Source organism: Reyranella sp. CPCC 100927 (assembly GCF_007859315.1).
Lineage (GTDB): Bacteria > Pseudomonadota > Alphaproteobacteria > Reyranellales > Reyranellaceae > Vineibacter.
In genome coordinates this window covers 196,001-217,742 of record NZ_VOHA01000010.1, presented here as the reverse complement: position 1 = coordinate 217,742, position 21,742 = coordinate 196,001, and the positions used below count along the sequence as shown (strand labels likewise).

General features: G+C 65.6%; 21 protein-coding genes. 12 read left to right on the top strand and 9 right to left on the bottom strand.

Annotated elements, in window-relative coordinates; all coding sequences use genetic code 11:
* Positions 1-41: 41 nt before the first annotated feature.
* Together FQU96_RS25185 and FQU96_RS25180 are read right to left on the bottom strand one after the other, a co-directional pair.
* On the bottom strand, positions 42-497 hold the full coding sequence (locus tag FQU96_RS25185; RefSeq protein ID WP_146544113.1) for an SRPBCC domain-containing protein: 456 nt from the start codon (positions 495-497) through the stop codon (positions 42-44).
* Positions 498-538: 41 nt separating this feature from the next.
* Positions 539-820 carry a hypothetical protein gene (locus FQU96_RS25180; protein ID WP_146544112.1) on the bottom strand — a complete coding sequence of 94 codons (282 nt, stop codon included), beginning with the start codon at positions 818-820 and terminating at the stop codon, positions 539-541.
* 118 nt (positions 821-938) lie between these two features.
* Here FQU96_RS25180 and FQU96_RS25175 point away from each other — a divergent pair, with 118 nt between their 5' ends.
* Together FQU96_RS25175 and FQU96_RS25170 are read left to right on the top strand one after the other, a co-directional pair.
* The gene (locus FQU96_RS25175) at positions 939-2,159 is read left to right on the top strand and encodes a helix-turn-helix domain-containing protein (RefSeq protein WP_146544111.1); all 1,221 of its coding nucleotides are present in this window, start codon (positions 939-941) and stop codon (positions 2,157-2,159) included.
* Positions 2,160-2,205: 46 nt separating this feature from the next.
* Complete coding sequence (locus FQU96_RS25170) at positions 2,206-2,853, top strand: PQQ-binding-like beta-propeller repeat protein (RefSeq protein ID WP_146544110.1); 648 nt, start codon at positions 2,206-2,208, stop codon at positions 2,851-2,853.
* A gap of 127 nt (positions 2,854-2,980) precedes the next feature.
* Here the strand turns inward: FQU96_RS25170 and FQU96_RS25165 are convergent, their stop codons facing one another.
* From FQU96_RS25165 to FQU96_RS25155, 3 genes are all read right to left on the bottom strand, one after another.
* Positions 2,981-3,481 carry a hypothetical protein gene (locus FQU96_RS25165; protein WP_146544109.1) on the bottom strand — a complete coding sequence of 167 codons (501 nt, stop codon included), beginning with the start codon at positions 3,479-3,481 and terminating at the stop codon, positions 2,981-2,983.
* A 161-nt stretch (positions 3,482-3,642) separates the two neighbouring features.
* Complete coding sequence (locus FQU96_RS25160) at positions 3,643-5,253, bottom strand: FGGY-family carbohydrate kinase (protein WP_146544108.1); 1,611 nt, start codon at positions 5,251-5,253, stop codon at positions 3,643-3,645.
* 21 nt (positions 5,254-5,274) lie between these two features.
* Entirely contained in the window at positions 5,275-6,003 is a 729-nt protein-coding gene (locus FQU96_RS25155) for an SDR family oxidoreductase (RefSeq protein WP_146544107.1), read from the bottom strand.
* Between the two features lie 359 nt (positions 6,004-6,362).
* Here FQU96_RS25155 and FQU96_RS25150 point away from each other — a divergent pair, with 359 nt between their 5' ends.
* From FQU96_RS25150 to FQU96_RS25130, 5 genes are all read left to right on the top strand, one after another.
* Positions 6,363-6,830 (top strand): GNAT family N-acetyltransferase, encoded by a 468-nt coding sequence (locus FQU96_RS25150; protein ID WP_146544106.1) that lies wholly within the window; start codon positions 6,363-6,365, stop codon positions 6,828-6,830.
* Positions 6,831-7,044: 214 nt separating this feature from the next.
* Positions 7,045-7,527, top strand: coding sequence for a hypothetical protein (locus FQU96_RS25145; RefSeq protein WP_146544105.1), 483 nt, complete (start codon positions 7,045-7,047; stop codon positions 7,525-7,527).
* A 52-nt stretch (positions 7,528-7,579) separates the two neighbouring features.
* Positions 7,580-8,218 carry a VOC family protein gene (locus FQU96_RS25140; protein ID WP_146544104.1) on the top strand — a complete coding sequence of 213 codons (639 nt, stop codon included), beginning with the start codon at positions 7,580-7,582 and terminating at the stop codon, positions 8,216-8,218.
* Between the two features lie 29 nt (positions 8,219-8,247).
* Entirely contained in the window at positions 8,248-8,571 is a 324-nt protein-coding gene (locus FQU96_RS25135; RefSeq protein WP_146544103.1) for a hypothetical protein, read from the top strand.
* A gap of 268 nt (positions 8,572-8,839) precedes the next feature.
* On the top strand, positions 8,840-10,771 hold the full coding sequence (locus tag FQU96_RS25130) for an MHYT domain-containing protein (RefSeq protein WP_146544102.1): 1,932 nt from the start codon (positions 8,840-8,842) through the stop codon (positions 10,769-10,771).
* 30 nt (positions 10,772-10,801) lie between these two features.
* On the opposite strand, the gene FQU96_RS25125 is transcribed toward FQU96_RS25130, so the two are convergent.
* Positions 10,802-11,695, bottom strand: coding sequence for a LysR family transcriptional regulator (locus tag FQU96_RS25125; RefSeq protein ID WP_178130694.1), 894 nt, complete (start codon positions 11,693-11,695; stop codon positions 10,802-10,804).
* A 182-nt stretch (positions 11,696-11,877) separates the two neighbouring features.
* On the opposite strand from FQU96_RS25125, the gene FQU96_RS25120 reads away from it, so the two are divergent.
* Both FQU96_RS25120 and FQU96_RS25115 read left to right on the top strand, forming a co-directional pair.
* Entirely contained in the window at positions 11,878-13,071 is a 1,194-nt protein-coding gene (locus FQU96_RS25120) for an MFS transporter (RefSeq protein ID WP_146544100.1), read from the top strand.
* 156 nt (positions 13,072-13,227) lie between these two features.
* A complete protein-coding gene (locus tag FQU96_RS25115) occupies positions 13,228-14,211 on the top strand; it encodes a tripartite tricarboxylate transporter substrate binding protein (RefSeq protein ID WP_146544099.1) in 984 nt (327 codons plus the stop codon).
* A gap of 10 nt (positions 14,212-14,221) precedes the next feature.
* On the opposite strand, the gene FQU96_RS25110 is transcribed toward FQU96_RS25115, so the two are convergent.
* Complete coding sequence (locus FQU96_RS25110) at positions 14,222-15,256, bottom strand: trans-acting enoyl reductase family protein (protein ID WP_146544098.1); 1,035 nt, start codon at positions 15,254-15,256, stop codon at positions 14,222-14,224.
* A 92-nt stretch (positions 15,257-15,348) separates the two neighbouring features.
* On the opposite strand from FQU96_RS25110, the gene FQU96_RS25105 reads away from it, so the two are divergent.
* Positions 15,349-15,966 (top strand): TetR/AcrR family transcriptional regulator, encoded by a 618-nt coding sequence (locus tag FQU96_RS25105; protein WP_146544097.1) that lies wholly within the window; start codon positions 15,349-15,351, stop codon positions 15,964-15,966.
* 167 nt (positions 15,967-16,133) lie between these two features.
* On the opposite strand, the gene FQU96_RS25100 is transcribed toward FQU96_RS25105, so the two are convergent.
* The gene (locus FQU96_RS25100; protein WP_146544096.1) at positions 16,134-16,778 is read right to left on the bottom strand and encodes a glutathione S-transferase family protein; all 645 of its coding nucleotides are present in this window, start codon (positions 16,776-16,778) and stop codon (positions 16,134-16,136) included.
* A gap of 123 nt (positions 16,779-16,901) precedes the next feature.
* Positions 16,902-18,491 (bottom strand): alkaline phosphatase, encoded by a 1,590-nt coding sequence (locus tag FQU96_RS25095; protein WP_146544095.1) that lies wholly within the window; start codon positions 18,489-18,491, stop codon positions 16,902-16,904.
* A 126-nt stretch (positions 18,492-18,617) separates the two neighbouring features.
* On the opposite strand from FQU96_RS25095, the gene recO reads away from it, so the two are divergent.
* Positions 18,618-19,352: a DNA repair protein RecO gene (gene recO, locus FQU96_RS25090; RefSeq protein ID WP_146544094.1), complete on the top strand. Its 735-nt coding sequence runs from the start codon at positions 18,618-18,620 to the stop codon at positions 19,350-19,352.
* Between the two features lie 23 nt (positions 19,353-19,375).
* Positions 19,376-21,625 carry a DNA topoisomerase IV subunit A gene (parC, locus tag FQU96_RS25085; protein ID WP_146544093.1) on the top strand — a complete coding sequence of 750 codons (2,250 nt, stop codon included), beginning with the start codon at positions 19,376-19,378 and terminating at the stop codon, positions 21,623-21,625.
* Positions 21,626-21,742 lie beyond the last annotated feature (117 nt).

Sequence of the window (21,742 nt, the reverse complement as noted above, 5' to 3'; positions counted from 1 at the left end):
TATCGCGGGCGCGGTGGAACTTCAGGGTCTATACGCCGTCACTACACACCGTCGTCGCGGCCATGCCATGGATCGGGACCTGGGTCACGGCCGGCGGCAACCTCGACCAGCCGACCGAAGTAGTGAGCCCAGCCTTTCGCATGGCCATCACACTGCTCGGTGTTGGGCAGACCGCTGTGGGTGAACCGCATCAGCGTTCCGTCGGGCTGCTCGATCAGGTCGATCTCGATCAGGCTCGAGCCTGGCGGTACCTCCGTGCTGCCGTCCCAGCCGAAGCTGTAGGCCAGGCGGTGCACCGGCACCACTTCGCGGAAAGCGCCGCGGGCGATGCGCGCGCCGGTGACGTTGACGAGATAGAGTCCACCAGGCTGCGGCTCGACCTGCGCCTCGGTCCCGATCCAGCGCAGCATCTTCTCAGGGTCGATCAGCAGAGCGAACACCGCGGCAGGCGGCGCCGGAATGTGCGTCTCGCGGCGGATGATGAGGGCCTCTTGCATCGGTCTTCTCCAGGGTTGCGATCGCTGGATCCGTCGCCAGGTCAGGCCCGGCGGGAACGGTTTGGTCTGTTGGAGATCAATCTCAGCCAGGGCGCCAGATGGAAGACGCTCATCAGCCCGTACATCAGGACCATGCCGCTCATCGGCGATGTATCCTGCGCCGCGAAGCAAAGGATATCCAGCGGGCCGTTGCCGAGAACACCCGTCAGCAGCGCCATGATGGCGAATGTCGGCGTGGCTGCCAGCGACAGCCCGTCAGCCAGGCCGAGCTGCTGGCGCGCCTCCAACCATTCTGCCGGGGAGACCGTTTTCGTGTTAGCCATGATCGTCTCCCATTGTGCGCGAGTGCGACGGCCGCGGACTGTCGCAAGGCAGCAGTCACGCGATACACTTAGGAGCGGACGGCGGAAGGGTGGGAGTTACAAGGGTGACGGGATTCTGATGGATTCGTTGATCACGGCGGCGGCGCGGGCCCTGGCAAAGGGCGATCTGCTGGGTGTGCTGAAGCGGGTCGCCCTGCGTGATGACGCACCGGCACTGGCGCTGCGCGGCATCGTGATGGCGCAGCTTGGTGATCTCGATCGCGCCAAAGCCCTGTTGCGGCGCGCAGCACGCGCCTTCGGTCCCAAGGAAACCGTTGCTCGCGCCCGCTGTGTCGTTGCCGAGGCTGAGATCGCTCTGGTCTCGCGCGATCTGGGCTGGCCGACGAAGGTGCTCAACGCGGCCCGGGTGACGCTCGAGGCGCATGGCGATCACATCAATGCTGCACATGCCCGCAACCTCGAGGTTCGGCGCCTGCTTCTGGTCGGCCGCCTCGATGAGGCCGAGCGCGCGCTTGCCGGGCTCGACCCCTCGGCGCTTCCACCGCCCTCGAAGGTCGCTCGTGACCTGGTGATTGCCGGGATTGCCATGCGTCGCCTGCAGACGAAAGCGGCGCGCGCCGCCCTCGTTCGCGCCGAGAACGCCGCGCGCGAAGCCGACATCCCGGCGCTGACGGCGGAAGTCGAGAGCGCAGCCTTGGTGATGAACACACCCGCGGCACGCCTGATCGCGCGCGGTGAGCAGCGTCCACTCCTGCTGGAAGAGGTCGAAGCACTCCTGGCATCGGAAACCCTCGTTGTCGACGCCTGCCGCCATGCCGTGCGCGATACCGGTACCGTGATATCGCTCGCGACGCGTCCGGTGCTGTTCGCCCTGGCTGCCGCGCTGGGCGAAGCCTGGCCTGCCGATGTGCCGAGGAGCACGTTGATTGCCCGTGCCTTCCGGGCCAAGCACGCCGATGACTCGCACCGTGCCCGGTTGCGGGTCGAAATCGGCCGGCTACGCGCGGAGTGTCGAGCCGTGGCGGACGTGAGTGCGACGAAAGACGGCTTTGCGCTGGTGCCGCGCCGCGCGCGCGAGGTTGTCGTGTTGGCGCCACCGGTCGATGAGGAGCATGCTGCCGTACTGGCTTTCCTGGCCGACGGCGAGTCTTGGTCCAGCTCGGCATTGGCGCTGGCCCTGGGGGCCAGTCCACGGACGGTGCAACGCGCGCTCGAGGCGCTGGCGACGGCAGGCAAGGTGCAGTCGTTCGGCCGTGGGCCGGCGCGGCGCTGGATGACCCCGCCGGTACCCGGATTCCCGACAGCGTTGTTACTCCCCGGGCCTTTGCCGAGCGACTAGTATCGGCCTGTCGCAAGATGCGATGTCAGGACACTGGAACACGAGCATGAAACGATCCGCGGCAGAGATCATCCGTGAGTATGGCCCCTTTCCAGGTGTCGACCAGGTGCATGGGGTGACGTTCGACGGTCAGAGCGTCTGGTTTGCCGCAGGCGACAAGCTGAACGCATTCGATCCTGCAAACGGACAGGCCGTGCAGACGATTACGGTCGCGGCGCATGCGGGAACGGCCTTCGATGGCCGGTACCTCTACCAGATCGCCGAAGATCGCATCCAGAAGATCGATCCGAAAACCGGCAGCGTGATTGCTTCGGTTCCGGCGCCCGGCGACGGTGGAGATTCAGGCATGGCCTGGGCCGAGGGGACGCTCTGGGTGGGCCAGTATCGAGCCCGGAAGATCCATCAGGTCGATCCCGAGACAGGAACCGTTCTGCGTACCATCGAATGCAACCGCGTCGTCACCGGCGTGACCTGGGTCGATGGTGAGTTGTGGCACGCTACCTGGGAAGGCGATGACAGCGACGTCAGGCGGATTGATCCGAAGACAGGGGAGACCCTGGAGCGGCTTGACATGCCGCCCGGCACTGGCGTGTCGGGCCTGGAGTCCGATGGCGGCGATCGGCTGTTCTGTGGCGGCGGCAGCAGCGGGAAGGTGAGAGCCATTCGCCGGCCCAAGCGCGGCTCAGCCGCATAGGCGCGTTGTGATCCCGGACACGAAGACGTATGCGGGCGGGCGTCACTGCGGCGCGGTGTGCTACGAAGTTGCCGCCAACCGCCGTTCAACGGCCGCGACCTGTCGACGTGTGGTGCCGGCGTACCGCTCAGGGCGCCGGTGGCAACGCTGATGGCGCCTCGGATGCGGGGCACCAGGCCGCGACGGGTTCCTCCGTCTGAATGACCAGAAAAAGCCTGGTATCAGCGCGATCGCTGTCGCGGTAGTCGCTGAGACGCGCCCGCGGCCGTAGCGGCTGCAAGGAACGCGTGAAATCGGACCAGCAGCGGTCCAGTGCGCTCGTATCGATGCGGGCATGGGCATTCGTGCGGTCGAACGCGAGCATCCAATTGTGGAAAGCGTGATGCGCGAAGCGTTGGCCTTCATCGGTGAGACGCGAGAAGCGAAGCTCGACGCCGGGGCGACGGGAGACGGTGATATCGTTGCTGACGAGCTCCTTCTTCCGGAGGAACGCCGCAAAAGCGTGAACTCTTTCAGCGACGTTCTGCGGACAGTTTCGACCAGACTGCGCAACCGGGCCGGGAGCCGCGGACGATGGACGTGCTGGCGTCGCCTTTCGACGTGCCGATACCAGGACAAAATGGGTCATGCGTCTCCCTGTTGCTTTGCGTTCAAGGGTCGTCTGCCGCTGGCTGTTTCCACGACCCGATCCGTCCGCGGGCTCTCCATGGCAGCAAGCGTCTGCAGCCGTGCCGCCAGGGACGACACGGGAAATAGTTTGCCATCTGATTTTTAGATCACAAAGGAATTTCAGCGATCATCCCGGATCGCACGTCCGACCGCCTGCAGGCGCTCGAAGGCCTGGAAGCGTTTCTGATGCCACGCGGCGGTGGTTGGGTCGGGTTGGTAGACCGTGCCGATCTCCGACATCGCGGCCATGGCGGATGCCGTATCGGGATAGCCGCCCGCGGCAACGGCGCCGAGGATAGCGGCGCCGAGCAGAACCGGCTCGGTCGACGTCGAGGTTGCGACCGCAACCCCTGTCGCGTCGGCCAGCAACTGGCGCACCAAAGGCTGGCGACCAGCGCCGCCGCTGATGACGATGGTGTCGATCGGCACATTCTGCTGGCGCAGCGTCCGCACGATCTGGCGTGCGCCATAGCCCAGCCCGCACATGCCGGCGAGGTAGAGGCCCAGCAGCGAATCCGGGCCGTTGTCCATATCCAGCCCGGCGATCAGGCCGCGCGCATCGGAGTCCGCGAACGGCGCCCGGTTGCCCAGGAACTCGGGCACGACATGCAGGCCGCCCACCAGGGCCGGCACGGCAGGCGCACCGCCGCGGCGCGCCGCCTCGGCCGATAGCCAGGCGCTGGGGCCGAGGCCGGCACGCATGGCGTCATCCAGGGTTTGCGCCGCCGCGGCATGCATGCGCAGCAGGTGGTCGATGGCAGCGCCAGCCGCCGACTGGCCGCCCTCACTCAGCCACAAGCCAGGCACCATGGAGTCGTAGTAGGGGCCCCACACGCCGGGTACAAATGCGGGTTCCGTGGTCGAGGCCATCGTGCACGCAGAGGTGCCGAACACATAGGCCATGCGTGACAGCAGGGTGCCGACCCCGCCGCGCGCGCCGACCGTGCCGATGCCGCCGGCATGCGCGTCGATCAATCCCGCCGCGACCGGTGTCCCGGGTGCCAGCCCCAGCGCGTTCGCTGCGCGCGCCGTCAGACCGCGACCCAGCGGCGTACCGCCGGGGACGATCTCGGTACCGATACGACGGAAGCCTTCGTCGGCCAGCATGCCCAGGCCCACGGCGCGGAAGTAGCCGTCATCCCAGCGCTGCTCATGTGCGAGGTAGGTCCACTTGCACGTCACCGTGCATGTCGAGCGCACCAGGCTATCGGTGGCTTTCCAGGTCAGGAAATCCGTGAGATCCATGAATTGCCACGCGCCGGCGAAGGTGTGCGGCATGTGTTCGGCCAGCCACAACAGCTTGGGCGTCTCCATCTCGGGCGAGATGGCGCCACCAACGTAGGCGAGAACTTTCTCCGTCGTGGCATTGATGCGGCGCGCCTGTGCGACGGCGCGATGATCCATCCACACGATGACGTTGCGCTCCGTATCCCCGGCATTGCTGACCGGCAGCGGCACACCGTCGGCGCCCAGCACGACCAGCGAGCAGGTGGCATCGCAGCCGATGCCCCTGATCGCTTCGGGTGCGATACCGGCCGCGGCCATGGCTTCGCGCACGCTGGTGCAGACGGCGCGCCAGATATCGTTGCCGGACTGCTCGACGATATCGCCCGGCTCGCGCCAGAGCGTGATGTCGGTTGCCGCGGAAGCCAACAGGTTGCCGCCATGATCGAAAACGCCGGCCCGCGCACTGCCGGTGCCGACATCGATGCCGAGGTAACAGTCCGACATGGTGCTACGCGTGCCCTTGAGTCACAGGTCGGTTGTCAGCGGCAGGATGACGAGATCGCGGATCGTAACGGTGCGCGGCCGCGTCAGCATGAACAGCACCGCTTCCGCCACGTCCTGGGGCTGGATCAGGCCGCCGCTGGCGATGGCATCATCGAGCTTGGCCTTGGGCCAGTCGCTCAACAGGGCGGTATGCACCGGCCCCGGCGCGATCGCGCCGACGCGGATACCGTGCTTGGCGACCTGCCGGCGCACGGTGTGCACGAAAGCCTGCACGGCGTGCTTGGAGGCGGTGTAGATCGGCTCCCACACCACCGGCACGAGCCCGGCCACCGAACTGGTGAGGATGATGTCGCCGCTCTTCTGCGCGACCATATGCGGCAGCACGGCCTGCACCGTGCGGAACGCGGCATTGACGTTCAGGTTCAGCATGCGGTCCCACGCATCGGGATCACCGTCCACGACCTCGCCGCCGATGTAGGCGCCGGCATTGGCGTGGAAGACATCAAGCCGGCCTGCCTTCTGCAGGATGGATGGCACCATGCCGGCGACGCTCGCCCGGCTGGTCACGTCGAGCTCGAGCGGGATTGCCTCGGTGCCGAGTGTCGTGCACACCGTTTGCAGGGCATCCGGCGCGCGATCGATCAGCACGACACGGGCTCCTGCCGCCAGGCACGCCTGGGCGCAGGCCAACCCGATGCCCGACGCAGCCCCAGTGATCGCGACGACTTTTCCGGAGAGATCCTGCGCCATGCTGCTGTTCCTGCTGAGTGGTCTGCCCCGAAGGGCGGGGAAGCGATGTCGTTCGGAGCGCAGCACGGGACTTGTGCGGAGGCGTTCAAAGAAGAGCCTGCGGGTTGATCCCGGCTGTGTTCGGTGCCGTTGTTTCGCTGACATTCTCTGCCAGCAGGAGGATGAGCGCTACCACGCTCGCGAGGCGTTCCTGATACTTTTTTGACGAGATCTCGTATTCTTCGCGGATGTCAGAGGATCGGCTGGCTGTTTCAGGATGAGGCCGGGCATGTTGACCGCCGGCCGGCTAGGCGCGGGATGGTCGAAGCCGGCACCAGACGGATGCTGGTACTGACATCGACAGAAGGATCATCGCGTTGATGAGAGGCTACGAACGCGCCGACCGCGAGGCTTGCCTGTCCCTGTTCGACAGCAATGTTCCCCCGTATTTCGCGCCGTCGGAACGTGCGGACTTCGCCGCCTTTCTCGATGATCTGCCGGGGCCCTATCTGGTGCTGGAGGACCTGAACGGCGACATCGTCGCGTGCGGCGGATTTGGCCCGACGCGGCAGGACGACACCGTCGCGATCCTGTGTTGGGGCATGGTGCGGCGCGATCAACATGGGTGCGGTCTGGGCCGGCAACTTCTGGCAGCCCGGCTCGACCTCATCGCCACGGATCCTCGTTTCAGGACCGTCCGCATCGAAACCTCGCCGCTGAGCCGCGGCTTCTTCGAACGTTTCGGCTTCATCGTCGACCGCGTTGTTCCGGACGGCTTCGCACCTGGTCTCGATCTTGTCGCCATGGCTCTCGATCTCGGCGGCAGCGGAGCGAACCCGCGGGCGTAGGCGGCCACGACAAGCAAGGTCTCTCGGACCGTCGAGGGGGACGAGGCCTCTTCGCACCGCTAGCGCACATCGGTGCGTTCCTGAAGTCAAAGCGCACCTTATCGTGTTGATCAGAAAGGCTGATAATCGGCCCAGTATCCGTGGACTATGATGTGAGTGCCCACGCCCCAGTAGGCGATTTGCATCGACTGCATGTCGAAGATCGAGGTTTACGGTGCACGTTCCCCTGCACGCCACGCTGGCCGCGACGTCGGCTTCCGGCGAGGCGTGGTTCCAGTGCCGGCGCTGCGGCCATCGTCAGTCGGCGCGGGTGACCGGCATGGGCGAAGGCGCCCAGTCGTTCCTCAATACGGCCGGTACGGCCCAGCGACGCGCCGCGACCGACGCGGTGAAGGACATCCAGCGCACGATCCGGGTGGCGCGCTGCCCACGCTGCGCGCGACGCAATCCCGGCGCGACGCTGCGCTGGGCGCTGCCTCATCTGGTGGTCATCGCGGTCTTCCTCGCCGGCGGCATCATCGCCGGCTATCTGCCGACGTGGCTCGACATCAACATGTCCGACAGCGACCGCGACATCTGCAAGTGGCTCCTGCCGCTGCTGTGTGGCGGGACAGCGCTGATGATCGTTCCCATTGTGCTGTGGACGCGGTGGCACGGGATCGATCGGCGCATCGACTGGATCGCGCCGTTATCCTGAGTGTATTGGGGCCGAGATTGTGCCTGGTCGTAACGTGCTTCAATCTGCCGGCATGCTCAAGCTCGACCACCTTACCGTGATCGCTCCGACCTTGACCGAGGGCGTCGCTCACGTTCGGTCGTGCCTGGACATTGATGTTCCCTTCGGGCAGCGCCACCCCTACATGGGCACGCACAACCACCTGCTGCAGTTGGGTGACACGGTTTACCTGGAGATCGTGGCTCTGGATCCCGACGGCACGCCGCCGGGTCGCGCCCGCTGGTTCGGTCTCGACAACCAGCGGGCTGTCAGGGCTGACTGGGATGCAGGGCGTCGCCTCCGGGGCTGGGTTGCGAGGACCGATACCATCGACGTTGTGCTTGCCGGCCGGCAGGGCCTCTTCGGAGGGAAGGTTTCCCTGCCGTGGACCGAGCCATCGTTCGAGTTCAGTGTCCCCGATGACGGCTCGCTTCCCCTTGACGGCGCGGCGCCATCCATCATCGACAGGCGCGGCAAGCCGCGCTCGATGGCCACGATGGCGGACCGGGGTGCGCGGCTGCGATCGCTCGCCCTCGAGCACCCTGATGCGGCCGTTATCTCAGCACTGTATCAAAGCCTCGATATCGACCGGCCGCCCGTTGTCGTGCAAGGCGATAGCCTTCGTTATCGTGCGCAGATAGAAACATCTGCGGGCATGAAGGAGCTTTTTTGACGGCCGATCCGGCCGCAGGGGAGATCCAGATGAAGCGAACACATTGGGCCGTGCGCCATGGCGCATTGTGCCTGGGACTCGTTCAGGCCCTGGTCGCGGCGGGCTGCGTCGGTTGTGCGCAGCCATCCTCGTCGTCGGCGGCGAGCGACCCGGCCGACAGCCTGGCGCGCTGCGAGCAGCTCTATGGTCTTTACCAGCGCTACAGAAGCACGGGCGGCGAGAGTTCCCAGGGCAGCAGTTTCCAGGGCCAGCTTGAAGCGGAGGAAGCGCTGGCGACGTGCCGCCGCGGAAACACAAGAGCGGGCATCGCCGCCCTGGAGAGGAAGGTCGGCGGCGGTGGCGCCTGTGATTGACGCGGGGATCTCAGCGTCATCGCTTCGAAAGAAGGATCGGATTTTTGAGATAGTGTTCAATCCATGGGCAGATTGATCGCGGTGTCGTGAACGCGAGTCCAGTCGTCCGGCCTGCACCAATGTGCAATCCAACTGTACAATAATACGCCCTCGAAGTATTATGTGGCCGCAGTTGGTGTATCGCGTTCGACGTGAGGCGCAGCATGGCCGTCTGACACCGTTGCACGTCGAATGAGCGTAAAACCCGTTCGCACCTGGCTTCTGCACCATGAACTTCGAGTCCTACTTCATCGTTGGGCTTGATTCGGCGCACGCGCTGCCGGCAGCCTACAACTATTGGTTGGTCGCAGCGTCCTATGTCATTGCGACGATCGCCAGCTTTGCGTTTCTGCGGGTCGCCGGGCGCATCGTTGAGTTGCGCCACTCGGTCCAGCGTATGCAGTGGCTTGCAGTCGGCGCGCTCGCCCTGGGTGGCGGCATCTGGTCGATGCATTTCGTGGCCATTCTGGCCCGCCAGTTGCCGTCTGCAGTTTCATACGATCCCCTGATCACCGCGATCTCGGTGGTGCCGGCCGTTCTGGCTGCCGGCGTCGCGTTGCAGGTCATGGCGCAGCCTGCGATGACCGTGGGGCGGCTGTTGATCGCGGGCGCACTGGTGGGCGCGGGCATCGGCACCATGCACTACACCGGCATGGCGGCGATTCACACCGACGCGCTGGTTCGGCACGATCCGATCCTGTTCGTCCTGTCTCTTGTCGCTGCGGTGGTGTTTGCCATTGTCGCGCTGCAAGTGCGGTTCTGGATCGGCGGAGCGGCTGTGCCGTATGTCAGGGGCCTGCCGCATGTCGCTGCCGCCGCGATCCTCGGCTTTGCCGTCACCGCGATAGACTACACCGCGATGGCGTCGACTCACTATTTCGGCGCGACGGTTTTGCATGGCGTATTCAGCATCCAATTCAGCGCCGTCGTCACCGCCGGTGTCACGTTGATCCTGCTGTTGGCGATCTCGATCATAACCTCGTACTGTCTGTGGCGCGGCGAGGAGAGTTTCCGCTACCTGTTCGCCAAGAATCCCATGGCCATGTGGGTCCATGATCGCAAGACGTACCGGATCATGGAGGCGAACGAAGCCGCATGTGCGGCCTACGGCTACAACAGCGAGGAGTTCCGGCGGATCACGATCTTCGATCTGCATTCCGTCGAGGATCGTGCTCGTGTAGCCGAAGTCGCGACTCGCACTGACCAGCAGTTTGATATGCAAGAACGAGGACTGTGGCAGCATTTTACCAAGAACGGTGCCGTCATTGATAGCGTCGTCATAACCGGATCGGTTACCTTCTACCGCAAGCCGGCACGGTTGGTGATCATCAAGGATGTCACCCGGCAGCATCGCGCCGAGACCCGCCTGGCGCAGGTTGAAGCCATCCTGCGACAGAGCCAGAAACTTGAGGCGATCGGCCAACTCACCAGCGGCATTGCGCATGACTTCAACAATGTGCTGGCCATTATCATCGCCAAGCTGGAAGGAATCGCCGACGAGTTGCCGACGGACTCGCCGCTCCAGAAGAAGATCGAGTCTGCATTGACAGCCAGCGATCGTGGCTCCGATCTGGTGTCGCGGCTGATGATGTTTGCGCGACGACGGCCGCCCGAACCGCAGGAACTGTCGGTGGTTGCGCTACTGCAGGAATTCGCGAGCCTGCTCTCCAGTGCGCTGTCGAGCCGTGTCAGGCTGCAGCTGGAGGTAGGCCATGATTTGCCGAATTGTCGGATCGATCGCAGTGGCTTCGAGACAGCCATTCTGAATCTTGTGGTGAATGCGCGCGATGCCATGCCGGATGGCGGCGAGCTTGGCGTTACGGCTCGCTCGCGTGTGTTCGCGGCGGCTGATGTCAAAGCCCAGCCCGAGTTGCGCGAGGGGAACTGGGTCGAGATTGCCGTGCGCGACACCGGCAGTGGCATATCGCCCGAGGTTCAGGCTCAGATCTTCGAGCCGTTCTTTACAACCAAAGCTGAAGGGAAGGGTACCGGGTTGGGATTGGTCATGGTCTACGGTTTCGTGCAGCAGTCCGGCGGCTTCCTGATGCTACGCAGCAGCATGGGCGAAGGCACGACATTCCTGTTGTACCTGCCCGCGATCGTCGCAGGAGCGTCGCTGCCCACACAAGAGGACCCGTCCGGACCGCCTGTCGTGGCGTGAGGCGTGAGAGCGTGTTCGAGCGCTGATGCGTCAGGTTGCCGGCTTGAGGCGCGCGGCCGCCGACTTCAGGGCGCTGGCGGCAAAGTCGATGAAGGCGCGGAGGCGAGGGGTGTCGCGCATATCGGCGTGGACGCCCATGCGCACGGCTTGCGTCGGTTCGGGAACAGGCGTCACGATGTGTCGCAATCCTTGGCGCTGGTCGGCCACGAAGCGCGGAAGCGTGGCCATCGCCTCGCCGGCCTCGACCGCTGCGAAGTGGGCCTGCAGTCCCTTGCTGCGAAAGATTACCCTGGCTTGCGGTGCCAACATCGGTGTCCAGTCGCCGTAGCAGACCCGGCCGGCTTCATCATGCAGCAGGACGATCGCGTGGCCGCGGCAGCCGTTGTCGAAATCGGGCAGGCCGTGCCGCTGGACATAGCTGTCTGACGCGTAGAAGCCGTAGGCCACGTCGGCAACCTTGCGGACGACGACGTTCTCCTGCTCGAAGGCGCCGAAGCGGAACACGATGTCGGCCTCGCGGCGTGCCAGGTTGTAGTCACGTGGTTCGGTGAGCAGGTCGATCTGGACCTGGGGATGGCGGGCGGCAAAGCGCGCCGCGATCGGCGCCAGGACGTGGTCGCCCAGCCAGTCGATGCTGGTGAGCGTGATCAAGCCGGCAAGGCCGGTGTCGCGCGACGCCAGCCGCCGCTCGATGGCCAACGCCCCGTGCTCCATCTCGTCCAGGCCTTCAATGAGGGCCGCGGCCAGTGGTGTCGTGACAAGGCCATCCACGCTGCGCTCGAACAGCTTGACGCCCAGGCGCCGTTCGAAATTGTTGAGGCGCCGGCCGACAGTCGGTTGCGTGGTACCCAACGCCCGAGCGGCGGCGCTGAGTGATCCGTGTCGGGCAACGGCGAGGGTGAACTTCAAATCATCCCAGTCCATGCTCGCGCCATCGCAGGTGCCAACGCCCATGCAATGTCGTATGGCCTCCCTGCGGATTCAATGCCTGCAGCCCCAGCGCAGAGCGCCTATGTCCGTGCTTCCAATCCTTCCGCGTCGCGGGAGGTGTGCCGATTACCCACACGACGTGTGGGGTAGCGAATGACAGACGAAGGAAGCTTCGCATGGGTCAGAGTTTGAGTTGTCCTTCGTCTGCCGATGCCGGTCCGCGCACATCGGCCAGGGCCTGGGTTGCCGTGGCGGCGGCCTCGCTGGGGATCTTTACCCTTGTCACAGTGGAGATGCTGCCGGTGGGACTGCTGACGGCCGTCAGCGGCACGTTCGGTGTCAGCGAGGGACAGGCCGGTCTCATGGTAACGTTGCCGGGCGTGGTTGCGGCGTTCGCCTCATTCCTGGTTCCCCTGACCGCCGGCAGCCTCGATCGCCGCAAGCTGCTGGCCGGCCTGGTGGCGCTGCTGGTGGTGGCCAATATCGGTTCGGCCCTGGCACCCAGTTTTACGATCCTGCTGGCGTCGCGCGTCCTGGTCGGCATCTGCATCGGCGGCTTCTGGTCGATCGCCGGCGGACTGTCGATGCGGCTGGTCGAGCCAGCGTCGGTGCCGCGCGCGACGGCGCTGATCTTCGGCGGCATCGGCGCGGCGTCCATTCTGGGCATACCAGCCGGAACGTTGCTGGGGGAGATGGGCGGCTGGCGTATCGCGTTCGCCGCCGTGGCCGGACTCAGCCTGGTGGTGTTCGTGGCGTTGGCTTTGTTCCTGCCGTCGTTGCCGCCCACCCGACCGGTGAGCGTGCGCCAGCTGCGCGCTCAGTGGGGTATTGCGGGCGTGCGCGGTGGTTTGATCGCCACGTTCTTGATGGTGGTGGGGCAGTTCGGGGCCTACACGTTCATCAGCCCGGCGCTGCAGACGATGTCCGGAATCGGTGTCGCTCTGATCGGACCTCTGCTGTTGGGCTACGGCGCGGCCGGACTGCTCGGCAACTTCGTCGCCGGCGCTGCCGCCGGACGCGATGCGACACGCACCCTGCTGGCGATCAACGTCGCGCTGATGGCGGCCATGGTGGCATTCGCGCTGCTGGCGCGGACGCCGACCGGCGGTATTGCCATGCTCATCTTGTGGGGTATCGCCTGGGGTGGCACGTCGGTCAGTCTGCAGAACTGGATCATGAAGTCGGCGCCGGATACCGCCGAGGCCGCGACATCCCTGTGGTCGGCCATCTTCAACATCTCGATCGCGCTGGGCGCTGCGGTTGGCGGGCTCATTGTCGATTGGGTCGCGCTCGAGGGCATCTTCTGGCTGGCGTCGGTCTTCTTCCTGGCGGGCGCCGCGTTGGTCGTCTCGGCGCGGCGCGCGGTTTGATCCCGCGGCGCTGCGTGGCTTGCGTCGCGATGAGCCCCGGCGCCGTTCCGCAACGCGGTGAGGAGCCGAACACATTGAATGCGTGATCGTAGACGCTGATACGGGCCGGCGCTAAGTGTTCCTCCCGTGAGATCTCGCGTACATGGGAGAAGATTGTTGAATTCGACGCGACGCCGCATCATCGCGGCCGGTATGGGAGCACTGGCGACGCCGGCCTTGTTCACGACGTCTTCGGCGCAGAGCGCCTTTCCGTCAAAGCCGATTCGCATCGTCGTACCCTATCCGGCCGGCGGCCAGACCGACGGCATCGCACGCTCTTTCGGCGACTTCCTCTCGCGCAAGCTCGGCCAGTCCGTCGTGGTCGATAACAAGAGCGGCGCCGGTGGCACGATCGGCGTCGCCGATGTCAAACGCGCGGCGCCCGACGGCCACACGATCCTCTGCACGATCTCCTCCTCGCTGATCCAGAATCGTGTCACGGTGAAGGATCTGCCGTACGATCCGGAGAAGGATTTCACCTACCTGACGATGACGACCAGCATCGGCGGGCCGGTGGTGGCGGCCGAAAAGACCGGCGCGACCAACCTCAAGCAGTTCCTCGACTACGCCAAGAAGGTCGACAAGCTGAACTGGGGCGCCTACGGCCCCGGCTCAACGCCGCATGTGCTGATCGAGACGATGGCGAAGCAGTACGGGCTGAAGGTCGAGGTGGTGCAGTATCGCGGCGAGGCGGCGATGTTCGCCGACGTCGCGGCCCAGCAGCTCGACGGTGCATCGGGCAGTCCGGCGGCGGCGGCATCGGTCATCGCTTCCGGGCGCGGCAAGATCATTGCCGTCGTGGGCGACCGGCTGCCGTCCTATCCGGACGTGCCGACGATGACGGAGCAGGGCGCGGTCGGCAGTTCGTACGAGACCCGCGCGTTCGCCGCCTTCGCTGTTCCCGCTGCGACGCCCAAGGATATCGTCAAGACGCTGTCCGACACCCTGATCGAGGCCGGCACCGACGAGAAGGTGAAACAGCTTCTCAACAACTACCTGATCGTCGGGCCGCTCAGCTTCGAGGCGACCAACGCCCGCTTCAAGCGCGATACCGAGGTGATGCTGGCCGTGCTGAAAGAGATCGGCCTCAAGCCGGAATAGTCCCCTTCATCTACGGACCCGGGATATCGATTGACAGAGGCTCGGGTGTGACGGCCCGAAGGTAGTGCGGGGCGTCGAATGCCGCGCCCGGGGCGAGAGCCCCGGCACCCCGCGCCTCGCCATCGAGAATGCGCCGTACCGCCTCGACGATCAGCGGCGCAGTGACGGCATAGATATCCTGTCCCCGCGCGCTGGTGCGGCGAGTCTGGTTTCCCAGCCTGGCGATCACGTCAACCAGGAATGTCTGTCCTGATCGTCCGCTGTCATCAACGGCAGTCGGCGGCGGGGTCGTGGCGTCGCGCAGGTCGCGCAACGGCGCGTGATTGAGGTAGGTGTGCAGTTCCGTCACCCGAAGGTGACGTGCGATCAGGGGGACCTCCGAGAACGGCAGTGCCATCACATCCTGACGGCCGAACGGCTCGGCGAAATCCCACGACGTTTCCGACGCGGCCAGCGGTGACAGTTTGCCGTCGGCAATGACCTGTCGCGGGGCCGTGTTGCGCTGTCCGGTGACACGGGTACCGCGTGTCGGCCGCCAGCTGTCCAATGCGATCCCGATGCGGATCTCGTCGGCGCGCTCCCAGTCACCGACGGCTGCCGTGGCCAGCAGGTCGCTCAGGCCGCCATAGAAGCCCATCGCCGGCATGACGATGACGCCGGCGGCGCGTGCTGCCGCATCGCATGCCGTGAACACGGCGTGTGCGCTGGCCTGCTCGGCCGTCACGTCGAGATAGTGGATACGCGCCCGCAGCGCCGCCGCAGTCACAGCCTCCGCCGTGTCCAGAAACGGGCCGGCGCAGTTGATGACCGCGGTCGCGCCGGCCAGCGCGTCATCGAGCGAGGCCGGATCATCAACGGTGGCGGCCCGGGTTGGAGTACCGCGCGCATCGAACCCGGACGCGGCCAGTGCCGCGCGATCGCGACCGATGGCGATCGGGGTGAATCCCTGCCGCGATAACGCCGCGACCACAAACCGTCCCGTATGCCCTAACGCACCAAAGACGGCGACCGGGCGCTGCCGCCCCACCTGGCGCTCCTGTCTCATAAGTCATTCCCAATGCGATACAGACCTGTTTGTTTCGTAACAGTACGAACAGGTCTGTAGCGAGTCAAGTGACAGTATGATAGGGAGAGCTGATGGACAATCAGGTGAAGCCTGCGGAAGCGCTGGACGCGTCCGGCAACTCGGCTGAGGTGCGGGATCGGGTTCTCGCGACGGCCTCGGCGTTGTTCTATCGCCAGGGTGTCCGCGCCGTCGGTGTCGATCTGATCGTGGCGCAGGCGGGCGTCGCCAAGACCAGCCTCTACCGCCACTTCCGGACCAAGGACGATCTCATCGCGGCATTTCTGCAGCGCGAGGACGAAGAGTTCTGGGCCTGCTGGGATGGCGTTGCCCGGCTTCATCAGGCGGACCCCGTCGCCGAACTGGAGGCCCATCTCCTCTGGATCGGCGAGCGCGTCGGGCGGCCGCACTACCGCGGTTGCCCCCAACTCAACGTCGCAGCGGAATTTCCCGACGCCGATCATCCGGCACGCCAGGTGGCCGTGGCCCACAAGCAGGAGATGCGGCGCCGCCTGCAGGGGATCGCCGAGCGGCTGCACGTGCCCAGGCCGCAGGAGTTGGCTGGCCAATTATCTTTATTGATCAACGGCGCATTCGTCAGTTCTCAAGTACTTTCGAGCAGCGAAGCCATTCTGCTCCTGCGCGCCAGCGCGCGCGCCCTGGTTTCCGCCGCACATCAGGTGGCGGTGTAATCTTAAGATGGAAGATGAATTAGGGGCTGTGAGGTTGCTCAAATTTTGATTTAGAAAATACGCATACTATATTGAAATATATAGAAATTATTCCTCTCACATGAGGTGGGCTCGACTGGCCTCGGACGTACGCTGCCGTGACCAGCCTGAGCTGTTGGCATCGAGGCTTACGCGGCTTCCTTAAAGTCTCCCATCTGCGCATCGAACGCGCGCTTGAAGGCGGGCCGCGACATGCAGCGATCCATATATGCCGAGAGGCGTTTGTCGCTCGTGACGATGTCAGTGTACTTCAGAATCCGCAGTACCGTTGTCATCATCAGGTCGCCGGCCGTGAAGCGCTCGCCGTCGAGGTAGGGCTTGTCGCCGAGCGTCTGGGAAAGCGCGGACAGGCGTCTGCGCGCAAAATCGACCGCGCCAGGACGGCGCAGTTTGGCCCACGCCTCGTTCGCGTAGAAGAGGTCGATCAGCACAACATTCATGAGAAAAGGCTCGATCGAGTTGAGTGCTGCCACCAGCCACTGCGTGGCGCGGGCCCGGGCAGCCCTGTCTTTTGGCAGGAGCGTTTCACTCCTCTCGCCGATGTGCAGCACGATGGCGCCTGTCTCGAAGAGAACGAGGCCGTCCTCCTCCAGGATCGGAACCTGCCCGAACGGTTGCAGGGCGCGATAGTCGGGCTTGTCCTGATCGCCTTGCTCCAGGAGGCGTGTCCGGTAGGGCAGGCCGGCTTCTTCCAGTGCCCAACGGGCGCGCAGATCGCGCACCTGGCCTTGGGCAAACTCGGGAACCCACCGGAAAGCAGAGATCGTCATCATGCGCCGTCCTCCATTGCGTCCATTCGGTCATCCCAAGGACGCTTGGGAGGGCGTCGATGCGACACCACTCAAAAAAATCTCGCTCAAAGCGGTGGTCGAGCACATCGGGGAAAGCGCCTGTGCTCAAACCTTGCCAGGAGTCGGCGCCAGTTCGGTCGTATGCAGGATGGCCCCATCGGCATCGCGGTGGGAGACGGTCATCAACCCGCTGCGGCCATCGACCTTCACATGGCCGAAGAACGCCATGCCCTGGCTGGGGGCGAGGTTCTGCCGGTTGGCCGGCGGCACGCGCTGGAACAGCACCTGGGGTCCGAACGTGCCGTCGCGCTCCAGGGCGCCGAAGCCGCCAGCATTGGCTGGGCCGGAAATGAACTCGTAGAAGGGCAGGAAGTCGCCGACTGTGGCCTTGCCGGGGTCGTAGTAGTGCGTGGCGCAGTAGTGCACGTCGGCGGTGATCCAGACCACGTTGTGGATGGCCTCGCGCCGGATGAACGACAGCAGGCCGGCGATCTCCAGCTCACGGCCCAGCGGGGCGCCGTGATCGCCATTGGCCGGCGTTTCGGCGCCGCCGGCGTCATCCCAGCTCACCAGCCCCAGCGGCATGTCGGCCGCGATCACCTTCCAGGTCGCCGTCGAGGCCAGCAGCGCGCGCTTCAACCAGACCAGTTGCGCCGGCCCCAGGTAGTCCGTTGCAGCGCTGCGCGCCGTCTCGCGATTGGGCCCGTTGTCACCGCGATAGGAGCGCATGTCGATGCGGAACAGGTCCAGGTGTGGGCCGCATGCGAACTTGCGGTAGAGGCGTTCGGGATCGTCGGGATCCAGGCGGATCGGGCTGTATTCCTGGAAAGCCCGCATGCCGCGGGCGGCCAGCAGCCCCACGCTCTTTTCGCGGTAACGGTCGTCACCCTGGATGCGCTGGGCGTGGAACCAGTTGTCGCGTACCTCGTGATCGTCCCACAGCATAATCGTCGGCACGGCCGCGTTGAGGCGCCTGACGTTGTCGTCCATCAGGTTGTAGCGGTAGTTGCCGCGGTACTCGCGCAGGGTCTCGGCGACCTTCGCCTTCTCCTCGGTGACGACGTTGCGCCACACGCTGCCGTCATCGAGCGTGACGTGGGACGCGATCGGGTTGTCGGCGTAGATCTGGTCGCCGCAATGCACCAGGAAATCCGGATCGGTGCGGCGCATCGCGTCGTAGAGCCGCATGCCGCCCCAGTCGGGATTGATGCCGAAGCCTTGACCGGCGGTGTCGCCGGTCCACACGAACGACACGTCGCGATCGCCCGATGCCGGCGGCACGCGGAACGAGCCGGTCGACGGTGCGCTCTGGGTGCGATAATCGCCGAGATCGAGGAACGTCACGCGATAGAACACGGTCTGGCCCGGCGCGATGCCGGTGATCGCGATGCGCGCCGTGTAGTCGCTGACGTCGAGCGCGCTGGGGCCGACCAGGCGCTGACTGTCACGAAAGCTCTCGGTGGTAGCGTACTCCACGATCATGCGCGCCGGCCGGTCGGCGGCCGCCCACACCAGCGCGCCGTCGGCGCCAATATCACCGGTCTGCACGCCGAAGGGGATCTGCGGGCGCATCCGGTCGGACGTCTGGGCAAAGACGCGAGGTACGACAGCGGATGTGCACAACGACAGCCCAGCCGCGGTGCCTGTGCGCAACAGGCGACGCCGGCGAAGAGAGCGCCCGTTCGGGCTGTTCATGGAGGGGCGTTCATCTGCTAAGCCACGCCAGCCATGCGCCGGGGCGGCAACAGCGTCATGACGCACCGGTGACAGGCTTGTGAATCGTCCCCAGCTTTGCTGGGGAGCGAACGATCGAGGGGTTCCGTGGAGTGGACTGAGGACGGCATCGTGCTGGCAGCGCGTGCGCACGGCGAGTCGGCGCTGGTGGTGTCGCTGTTGACCGCCGGCCACGGCCGCCATGCCGGACTGGTCTACGGCGGCGCTTCCACGCGGCAACGGCCGCTCTGGCAGCCGGGCAACCGTGTGCGGACCGAGTGGCGGGCACGGCTAGCGGATCAACTGGGTTCGTTCAAGGGCGAGCTGCTGACGGCGCACGCGGCCCGCGCGCTCGATGATCCCCAGGCGCTGGCTGGTCTATTGGCGGCGTGTGCCACCCTGGATGCCGCGTTGCCCGAGCGCGAGCCGCATCCGGCCCTGTTCGAAGGCGTGGCGGCCCTGCTGGGGGCGCTGGGTCATGACGGCTGGCCGGTCATCTACGTGCACCTGGAACTGGGCCTGCTGCAGGAGTTGGGCTTCGGGTTGGATCTGGAAAAATGCGCCGCGACCGGAGTAACCGAGGATCTGGCCTATGTCTCGCCGCGTACCGGCCGGGCAGTGAGCCGGTCCGCCGGCGAGCCATACAAGGACAAGCTTCTGGCACTGCCGGCTTTCCTGGCGGCGCGCAGCGGCGCGCAGACCGCCGATGTGCTCGTCGGGCTGGCGCTCACGGGCTATTTCCTGGAGCGCCACGTCTTTTGGCCACACAACAAACCCTTGCCACCGGCGCGCGACCGGTTTATCGAAACCCTTCAACGGCTTAGCACAACAAATAGTGGCTGATTCGGCCACAGACCCCTCGATCTATGGCAAAACGAACCTCGACCGCGGCGCCGCCGCCCCCACCGCCGGCGCCCATCCGTACCGTCGCCCTGGGCTCGGCGCTCTCCGAGCGCTACCTGTCGTACGCGCTCAGCACCATCATGGCCCGTTCGCTGCCCGACGTACGCGACGGCCTGAAGCCGGTGCATCGCCGCCTGCTCTACATCATGCAGGAGCTGCGGCTCGACCCGACCGGCGCCTTCAAGAAGAGCGCCCGTGTCGTGGGCGACACGATGGGCAAGCTGCACCCGCACGGCGACCAGTCGATCTACGACGCGCTGGTGCGGTTGGCGCAGGATTTTGCCACCCGCTATCCGCTGGTCGACGGCCAGGGCAATTTCGGCAACATCGACGGCGATAACGCCGCGGCCATGCGCTACACCGAAGCGCGACTCACCGACGTCGCGCAGGCGCTGCTGGTTGGCATCAACGAGGATGCCGTCGACTTCCGCCTCAACTTTGACGGCGCCGAGCGCGAGCCGGTGGTGCTGCCGGCCGCCTTCCCCAACCTGCTGGCCAATGGTGCCGCCGGTATCGCCGTCGGCATGGCGACCTCGATCCCGCCGCATAACGTGGGCGAGCTGTGTGACGCGCTGCTGCACCTGATCAAGGCGCCCAACGCGCGCATCGAGACCCTGGTCGAGCACGTGCCGGGCCCCGATTTTCCCACGGGCGGCCTGTTGGTCGAGCCGCGCGAATCGGTCATCGAGGCCTACAAGACCGGACGCGGGTCGTTCCGCGTACGGGCGCGCTGGGAGAAGGAAAGCCTGCCGCGCGGGCAGTATCGTATCGTGATCACCGAGGTGCCCTACCAGGTGGCCAAGGCCAAGCTGGTCGAGAAGATCGCCGAGCTGATCAACGCCAAGAAGCTGCCGATGCTGGAGGACGTGCGCGACGAATCCGCCGAGGACGTCCGCCTGGTACTCGAGCCCAAGACCGGCAACGTGCCGGCCGAGCTCCTGATGGAGCAGATGTTCAAGGTCACGGACCTCGAGATCCGTTTCCCGCTGAACCTCAATGTGCTCGACTCAGACCAGGTGCCGCGGGTGATGGATCTGCGCCAGGCGCTGCAGGCCTGGCTCGATCACCGGCAGGTCGTCCTGCAGCGCCGCTCGCGCCATCGTCTGGCCGAGATCGAGCGCCGGCTGGAGATCCTCGACGGCTATCTGATCGCCTACCTCAGCATCGACGAGGTGATCGCGATCATCCGCAACGAGGATGAGCCCAAGGCCGTGATGATGCGGCGCTTCAAGCTCAGCGACCTGCAGGCCGAATCGATCCTCAACCTTCGCCTGCGCGCGTTGCGCCGCCTGGAAGAGATCGAGATCAAGAAGGAGCACAAGGAGCTCTCGCAGGAGCGCAAGGATCTGAAGGCGCTTCTGGCCGACGACAAGAAGCAGTGGCAACAGATCGCTGCCGACATTCAGGAGCTGCGCAAGAGCTACGGGCCCAAGACCGAGAAGGGCCGCCGCCGCACCGAGATCGCCGACGCACCGCCGCCGGTCGATGTGCCGATAGACGCCTTCATCGAGAAGGAACCGGTGACGGTGGTGTGCTCGGAGAAGGGCTGGATCCGCGCCGCCAAGGGCCATCTGGAGCCGGGCGGCATCGCCGACCTGAAGTACAAGGAAGGCGATCGCGAAAAGTTCGCCGTGCACGCCCTGTCGACCGACAGGCTGCTGGTGTTCGGCACCAATGGCCGCTTCTACACCATCGGCGTCGATCGGCTGCCCAGCGCCCGCGGTCATGGCGAGCCGATCCGCCTGATGATCGATCTCGGCAACGAGCAGGACATCGTCGACCTGCTGGTGCTCAAGGGCGGCCGCAAGTTCCTGGTCGCCGGCTACGAAGGGCGCGGCTTCATCGTGCCCGAGGACGAGGTCGTGGCGCAGACCAAGGCCGGCAAGCAGGTGCTGAACCTGGGCGAGGGCGAAGAGGCGGTGACCTGCAGCATCGTGGCCGAGGGCGCCGACCATGTCGCCGCCATCGGTGAGAACCGCAAATTGCTGGTGTTCCCCATCGGCGACGTGCCCGAGATGACGCGGGGCCGTGGCGTGATCCTGCAGAAGCACAAAGACGGTGGGCTCTCCGACGCCAAGGCCTTCGTGCTGGCCGAGGGTTTGCAGTGGGCTGGCCGTACCAAGACCAAGGCCGATCTGAAGGAGTGGATCGGCGAGCGCGCCCAGGCCGGCCGCCTGCCGCCGCTCGGCTCACCCCGCGCCAACAAGTTCTGATTCCGTTGCGCACAACGGTCATCCCAAGCGCCTCCTGTCATCCCGAGCGTGGCGAGGGATCCAGGGACGGCGCCTAGATCCCTCGCTGTGCTCGGGATGACAGACGTAGCCCGACTG